This is a genomic window from Alteromonas sp. CyTr2, from assembly GCF_947311905.1.
GTDB lineage: Bacteria > Pseudomonadota > Gammaproteobacteria > Enterobacterales > Alteromonadaceae > Alteromonas > Alteromonas macleodii.
The window spans coordinates 20577-28070 of sequence record NZ_CAMZMZ010000048.1 but is presented as its reverse complement, the minus strand read 5'-3'; the positions used below and the strand labels follow the sequence as shown (position 1 = coordinate 28070).

The following is a 7494-nucleotide window of genomic DNA, read 5'->3' as shown; positions in this document are numbered from 1 at the left end:
ACCCCAGAGTAGTGAGGAAAAGACCGACTAAATACCCCACAAAGAAAAATGCCAGTCAGCTTAACTGACTGGCATTACGCCTATGGCGGGTATTTTTTTAATCACTTACAAGCCAGTTTGATGGATGATTAATCGTAATTCGATGTATAGTTGAGCAACTGTGTTCTAAAAATTTCATGACACGAAACTATTGACAAAAATACCCGCTTGATCGTTTTGCCTCGAACTTTTATCCCCAAAGAGCAAAATTGCCTGATCCTGCACAGCTTTACGATCAAAAAAGATTAAGATCGAGCACAGTTGCTCTACAGCGCTTGATTTAACTGACATTTCGTGATCCGACCAGAAAGTGGTGAAAAGATCGTGATCTGTTGTTCTATATGGCTATTAACAGACTTACCAACAAGGTTTTCCACTACTTATCCACAACGAGTAAGGTTTCTATTACTGAGTGAATCTTGCTAAAAACTGCTTGTACTCTTGTATGGCATAGTCACTTTTTAGCGTTGCGTTGTGCGTCGCACCAGGAATGACCGAAATATACTTTTCGCTACTTGATGCATCTTCTAATAGCTGCTGACTAATCGGGTAAGGCGTTATTTTGTCTTCCTCACCCACTACCAGCCATAGCGGTCCCTCATAGTGACGCAAGATTGGGGCTATTTGCATACTATGAACTTCATCGTGAAGCTTCATGTTTGTGAATGAATTAGAGAAGCCTGGCACTATGTTGGCAATTAAATCAGAGATATTATTGAAAGCGCCGTCTAATACTAAAGCGTCTATCTTTCTATTTGCAGCAACATAGCTTGCGAAATAGCTGCCTATACCTCGGCCGTGAACGATAGTGGGAATTGAGGCGTCAAACGCACTTGCTACATAGTCAAACTGGGTTAACGCATCTTGTTTGATAGCGTTAATACTTAAGTCCTTCGCTTTATCACTGGCTCCTACTCCCTGATAATCGAGCCACAATATATTAGCGGGCAACTTACCCAGTCTATGAATAACGCTGTTGTTTTCGCTTACAGGCATACGATTGTCTGCAAAGAAAACAATGTTAACAATAGGGTCAGGGTAAGAAACAGCAACGCCTCTCAAAGTTAACCCAGCTTCATTTTTAACTTCAACACGGGTTATGCCCGCTGAGGTTTTGTCCTTTTGAATTGCCGCGTGTAGCTTCGTAGTATCAAGGGGCTTTTGCTGAGTGTCTTGATAAAAGAAGGCCGAAGGGGACACGTTAATTGCACACCCAATAAGTGACACACTTGCAACTACACTGATTACCGCGTTTTTTAAGCTCATCATTAAAGAACTGTCCGTGTTGAATGGTTATGGCGAAATTTTTATTCAGGTTATATAGATGTAATGGTTGTGTCGCTGATCAAAAACTCGTTCAGCAAAATCAACAGTCCCATTCCTATGCTAAACAAGCTGTAACAGTTTGCAACAGTTGTTCTGTTTCTTAGCGATACAAACTTTCTTATACTAAAGACAATATTACTTGCATAATTTATCTGCATAAAACAAAAATAATTTAATGAAAAGTAGAACATTTTCCATGTCTTACGCTACATCACCAGCTCGACTTATTGTTGCCTGCTGTGCCCTACCCTTACTTATTGCCTGCGAGTCTACGCCACCCGAGCTTGACTCATCATTAATTCCTGCGTCGCAGAGAAAAGACTATCAGCTAACCATGTCTAAAGCGAAAGCTTGTCCAATTAACTTGGCAGAACTAATCGACATACGGTCGAGTAAAGACTTGCTCGTTGGAAGCAGTAATGTAACAGAAGATACGCTCTATTCACTGTTACAGCAAAGCTTAGAAGCGATGAATGTCAGCCCAGATATTGAAGCAGCCAACAGCATTAAAGTAGTACTAAACCGCGCGTTTATAAAAAGCTTAGGAAGTAATATGGTTGCCACCGTGGTGCTTAATGTTAAGTACAAACCTGACTATGCCGATGAGTATTCACCCGCCACCACCTTCAGAGGGCAAAGCATGAATGTGAACGCCAGTGTCAGTGAAAAAGAGAGCAATCAGATTGCTATCGATGCAATGAAAACCGCCATTGATGATGCCACCAAACGTATAAAATCTTCACTGTTACACAACTGCGGAAATGCGCTAAGCGAACTAGAGGCGGTATAAGCCTAAGAAACTATAAAGTGAACGCGATTGAGTGCGCGTAAGCCCTAAGCTCGAACTTTCAATCAGGGTAAGATTCAGTAGATGAGCCGCGTATTGTCGACCATAAAGCACGCCATGCCACCGTCAACCGCCGCTTTTCGTCCCATGTCGGTATCTTCAAACACCACACAATGCTGTGCTGCTACACCCATTAATTCTGCCGCACGCACAAAGGTTTCAGGGTGAGGTTTACCTTGAGTGACGTCATCGGCTGTAACCAGCGCAGATAGTTGGGCTAGCAGGCCGTGTTCATTTAACACCATTTGCGCATGCTGCCTATCTGAGCCTGTCCCCACTGCAATGGGCATGCTTCCCTTATAATGGTTAAACACGTCCAGGGTATCTTGGATAAGCCTTGGCACATGGTTTAGCCCTTCAAAGGCCTGTTTTTTATATGAAGCAACCTCTGCTGGATCGTGGCTTTTCCCATACTTTGCATTCATAAGATGTACGGTTTCAAAGGTAGGAACACCACCTAAACTGTATTGATAGTCTCGGTCAAAAGGATAACCAAACGCATCGCACGTAAGCTGCCACGCATCAATATGCGCGCCCATTGAATCGACCAAGGTGCCATCCATATCAAAAATAATGGCTTTGTAGCTGCTTAGGTCAATCATGGTCTTCGCTTCCTTTTCAAAAATAGTGTGATGCTAACCTTTCATGGTTGCAATGAAATAAGCAACTATGCAGACAACACGTCTCGCGCTTTTACCGCATCAAAATCACGATCAACTTTCAGGTATACCGCGTTATTTTGACTGTTTAATGTCACTTCCAACACACCAGGCACTAACAGCAGCTCGGCTTCAATGCTGGAAACATTTGAACTATCAAAATCTCCATTCATCATCACACGCTTAACCCGGCTCACTTCTTTAACACCAAGAATAATAAAAAGCCAAAGCAGAGTGCTAGCAGCACCAATGCCATAAGCTAACTCTTGCGACCAAATATCGGTGACTAAACCTGAAATTACACCGCCCAAAAACGCACCGAAAAATTGAAAACTGGCGTAGAGGCCCATGGCCGTTCCTTTTTGTCCCGCAGGCGCAATGCTCGACACCAATGCAGGGAAATTCGCTTCCAAATAATTAAAGCCAGTAAAGAAAAGCACCACGGCAGCGGTAACCCACCACCAGCTATGGTCCTCTAAACTCAGCGCCAAAAACGCGCCGCCCATTAATACAACGCCGGTTACAAGGAGCGATTTAGGCGTACGGCCTCTTGCTGCTCCCATCATGATAATTAGACCTACAATTGACGCGCCTAAAACGGGTAAATAGACCGTCCAATGACTGTCTAGCGTCATATCAAAATTCAGTAGCGTAACGGGCAGTTGAACAAACAACAGTGTTATCATCATGTGTAGAATCATCACACTGATATTTAAACGCCATAACTGAGAAGAGAAGGCTAAGCGCTTTAGCTGGTCTTTTTGTGGGAGTGTATCGCCACTGCTCAGCTGCACACCGTTTGGCACTACCCATTTAACCAGCGGCATGCAAAGAATGGCCAGAATACCAGTAATACCAAACACACCTGCAAGCCCGTAGTTGTTCGCAATAAGAGGCCCTAAAATAACGGCTAAATAGAATGAAAAGCCAATGGCTATGCCTATAATAGCTAACACTTTGGCTCGCTGACTTTCCCGGCTTACATCGGTAGCTAGCGCCATTATCGCACCTGCAATAGCCCCAGCACCTTGAAGAATACGCCCAACAATCATCATGGCCATACTGTCGGCGTTTGCTGCTACAAAGCTTCCTAATGCAAATACAGCAAGCCCTAGCAAAATAACGGGTTTACGCCCCCATTTGTCAGACATCATACCCATAGGAATTTGCAGCGCAGCTTGGGTTAGGCCATATCCACCCACGGCAAGTCCTACCAACAGCGGCGAGTAATCCGGGTAGTCCATTGCGGCTACAGCCAACACGGGCATAACCATGAACAGCCCCATCATGCGTAATACGTAAACGGAGGCGAGTGCAAGCGCAGCGCGTAATTCCAAAGCGTTCAAAGCGTCTGTTTCCCTCAATAAATAAAATCAAAAAAACATAAAAGCGCGCAGAGAACACCTGTTTCTGCTGCATTAAGAATAAGGTCGCGAAGTGTAGCATAATACAGTTGGTATTTTCTTCTGCTCGCGAGGTAGATTTAGCCCTTTCGCGCTACCCTTTTTCTTATTAGGGGTTTAAAAGTGGGGATAAAATCACCACTTTGCAATGACGTTAAGCGAGAACTAATCGTAAGCTTGTGTCCGCGAGGTGATCTGCTTACTCCGCTTACAGTATAACTTGAATGTCATATCACTTTACTTGACACCTATGGCATACTGATTCTTTTTCTCTCATTTAGGCTTCAATGGATAAAATCGAAATTCGCGGTGCTCGCACCCACAACTTGAAAAACATCGATTTAACACTGCCACGAGACAAACTGGTGGTGATAACCGGCCTTTCTGGCTCGGGTAAATCGTCTCTTGCTTTTGACACGCTATATGCAGAAGGTCAGCGTCGTTACGTTGAGTCTTTGTCTGCCTATGCTCGTCAGTTTCTATCTATGATGGAAAAACCAGATGTTGATCATATTGAGGGTTTATCACCAGCAATATCCATTGAGCAGAAATCAACATCGCATAACCCTCGTTCAACGGTGGGTACCATCACTGAAATATACGACTATCTGCGTTTGATGTTCGCGCGAGTGGGCACGCCACGCTGTCCAGACCACGATGTGCCGCTAGATGCACAAACGGTCAGCCAAATGGTCGATAAAGTGTTAGCGATGCCCGAGGGCAGCAAGCTAATGCTGCTAGCACCTATTGTTAAAGAGCGTAAAGGCGAGCACGTTAAGACGCTGCAAAACCTATCTGCTCAAGGCTTTATTCGCGCGCGAATCGACGGTGAAGTGTGTGATCTATCCGATCCGCCGCCTCTCGATTTGCACAAGAAACACACCATCGAAGTTGTGGTTGACCGCTTTAAAGTGCGCGATGACATGGCGCTGCGTTTAGCGGAATCGTTCGAGACGGCGCTCAGCCTTGCTGGCGGTAACGCGGTTGTGGCTGATATGGACGATAAAGACGCAGAAGAAATTGTGTTTTCTGCTAATTTCGCCTGCCCACACTGTGGTTACAGCATCAGTGAATTAGAGCCGCGCCTGTTTTCATTTAACAACCCAGCGGGCGCCTGCCCTACCTGTGACGGCTTAGGCACAAGACAGTTCTTTGACCCCGCACGCGTAGTCGGCAATACCGAATTGAGTCTGTCTGGCGGCGCTATTCGCGGATGGGACAAGCGCAGCTATTACTATTTTCAAATGCTACAGGCAGTAGCAGACCATTATAAATTTAGCCTTACCGCGCCATTTGAAGAGCTCGATAAAAAGCACCAAGACATTGTGCTTTACGGGTCTAAAGGCAAGTCGCTGTCGTTTAAGTACATAAACGAGCGCGGCGACGTAATGGAACGCAAGCATCCATTTGAGGGCATTATCCCTAATATGGAACGTCGCTATCGCGAGACCGAGTCGAATTCGGTGCGTGAAGAGCTAGCAAAATATTTAAGCCAGCAGCACTGCAGTAGCTGTAACGGCACCCGGCTGCGTGTTGAAGCACGTAATGTATTTATACAAGACACCAACCTGCCAGCCATTGCTGACATGTCGATTGCCGATGCGTACGGCTTCTTCGAGACACTCAACCTTGAAGGTCAACGTGCTCAGATAGCCGAGAAGATTTTGAAAGAAATCATGGACCGCTTGCGCTTCTTGGTAAACGTAGGTCTTAACTATCTTTCTATGTCGCGCAGCGCCGATACCCTATCGGGCGGTGAAGCTCAGCGCATTCGACTGGCAAGTCAAATTGGCGCAGGCTTAGTGGGCGTTATGTACGTGCTGGATGAGCCCTCTATCGGTCTTCATCAACGGGATAACGAACGCTTACTTGGCACGCTTACGCACTTGCGCGACCTGGGTAACACCGTACTAGTTGTAGAGCACGACGAAGATGCCATTCGCGAAGCCGATTACATTGTAGATATCGGCCCGGGGGCGGGTGTACATGGCGGTGAGATAATTGCCGAAGGTTCGCTTGAAGATATCAAAAACAGTGAACACTCACTTACTGGAAAATACTTATCTGGTAGAGAGAAGATTGATATTCCTGCAACTCGCACACCGGTTAAAGACGACAAGTGGCTAGAGCTTTTAGGCGCTACCGGCAACAACTTGAAGTCTGTTGATTTACGTATACCTACCGGTGTAATGACCTGTGTGACGGGTGTATCGGGCTCGGGTAAATCAACGCTGATTAATGACACCTTCTACAAAATTGCGCAACGCGAGCTGAACAAGGCGACCACGTCTGAACCGGCACCACATAAGTCGATGACAGGATTAGACCAGCTCGACAAAGTGGTTGATATTGACCAAAGCCCTATCGGCAGAACGCCGCGCTCTAATCCGGCGACTTACGCTGGTATTTTCACTCCAATTCGTGAAATGTTCGCCGGCACACAAGAGTCGCGTTCACGGGGTTACAAGCCTGGCCGCTTTAGCTTTAACGTAAAAGGCGGTCGCTGTGAGGCGTGTCAGGGTGACGGCGTAATTAAAGTGGAAATGCACTTTTTGCCAGACGTGTATGTGCCTTGTGACGTGTGTCAGGGCAAACGCTATAACCGTGAAACTCTTGAGATAAAGTACAAAGATAAGAACATTCACGAAGTGTTGGAAATGACGGTGGAAGATGCCCGTCAGTTCTTCGATGCTATTCCGGCTATTTCACGTAAATTGCAGACCCTCATGGACGTAGGCTTGTCATACATTCGACTAGGCCAAGCAGCCACTACGTTATCAGGTGGTGAAGCGCAGCGCGTGAAATTGGCGAAAGAGTTGTCAAAAAGAGACACTGGGCAAACACTCTATATCTTGGATGAGCCAACCACGGGGTTGCATTTCCACGATATTAAACAGTTATTAGCCGTCCTTCACAGACTACGCGATCACGGTAATACCGTTGTGGTTATTGAGCATAACCTAGATGTGATTAAAACCGCAGACTGGATTGTTGACCTTGGACCCGAAGGTGGATCCGGAGGTGGCCAGATTATTGCAGAGGGAACACCTGAGCATGTGGCACAACAAGAAGTTTCACATACAGGTCGATTCCTGAAACCCATGCTCACACAAGCTTGAGCCGGTAACGAGGTAAATCCGTTAGCGTAAAGCGCACTCGTTTTCTATTTTGTTGCTGTGTAATTTACACAGCAGCTTGTAAGAAGTGCGCGATGACGTTT

5 protein-coding genes are annotated in these 7494 nt (G+C 45.9%); 2 read left to right on the top strand and 3 right to left on the bottom strand.

Going from position 1 to position 7494, the window contains the following annotated elements; all coding sequences use genetic code 11:
* Positions 1-444 precede the first annotated feature (444 nt).
* A complete protein-coding gene (locus QME20_RS18075; RefSeq protein WP_281716363.1) occupies positions 445-1308 on the bottom strand; it encodes an alpha/beta hydrolase in 864 nt (287 codons plus the stop codon).
* Positions 1309-1540: 232 nt separating this feature from the next.
* Here QME20_RS18075 and QME20_RS18070 point away from each other — a divergent pair, with 232 nt between their 5' ends.
* Positions 1541-2155, top strand: a complete 615-nt coding sequence (locus QME20_RS18070; protein WP_281716362.1) for a hypothetical protein — start codon at positions 1541-1543, stop codon at positions 2153-2155.
* A 74-nt stretch (positions 2156-2229) separates the two neighbouring features.
* On the opposite strand, the gene QME20_RS18065 is transcribed toward QME20_RS18070, so the two are convergent.
* Both QME20_RS18065 and QME20_RS18060 read right to left on the bottom strand, forming a co-directional pair.
* Positions 2230-2814: a beta-phosphoglucomutase family hydrolase gene (locus QME20_RS18065; RefSeq protein ID WP_281716361.1), complete on the bottom strand. Its 585-nt coding sequence runs from the start codon at positions 2812-2814 to the stop codon at positions 2230-2232.
* Between the two features lie 65 nt (positions 2815-2879).
* Positions 2880-4217 (bottom strand): MFS transporter, encoded by a 1338-nt coding sequence (locus QME20_RS18060; protein WP_281716360.1) that lies wholly within the window; start codon positions 4215-4217, stop codon positions 2880-2882.
* Between the two features lie 344 nt (positions 4218-4561).
* Here QME20_RS18060 and uvrA point away from each other — a divergent pair, with 344 nt between their 5' ends.
* Positions 4562-7393: an excinuclease ABC subunit UvrA gene (uvrA, locus tag QME20_RS18055; protein ID WP_049587075.1), complete on the top strand. Its 2832-nt coding sequence runs from the start codon at positions 4562-4564 to the stop codon at positions 7391-7393.
* The last annotated feature ends 101 nt before the right edge of the window (positions 7394-7494 follow it).

What these genes read in the sequence shown, in the direction of transcription:
- QME20_RS18075 (WP_281716363.1), bottom strand. Translation starts at nt 1,308, where the DNA reads ATGATGAGCTTAAAAAACGCGGTAATCAGTGTAGTTGCAAGTGTGTCA.
- QME20_RS18070 (WP_281716362.1), top strand. Translation starts at nt 1,541, where the DNA reads ATGAAAAGTAGAACATTTTCCATGTCTTACGCTACATCACCAGCTCGA.
- QME20_RS18065 (WP_281716361.1), bottom strand. Translation starts at nt 2,814, where the DNA reads ATGATTGACCTAAGCAGCTACAAAGCCATTATTTTTGATATGGATGGC.
- uvrA (WP_049587075.1), top strand. Translation starts at nt 4,562, where the DNA reads ATGGATAAAATCGAAATTCGCGGTGCTCGCACCCACAACTTGAAAAAC.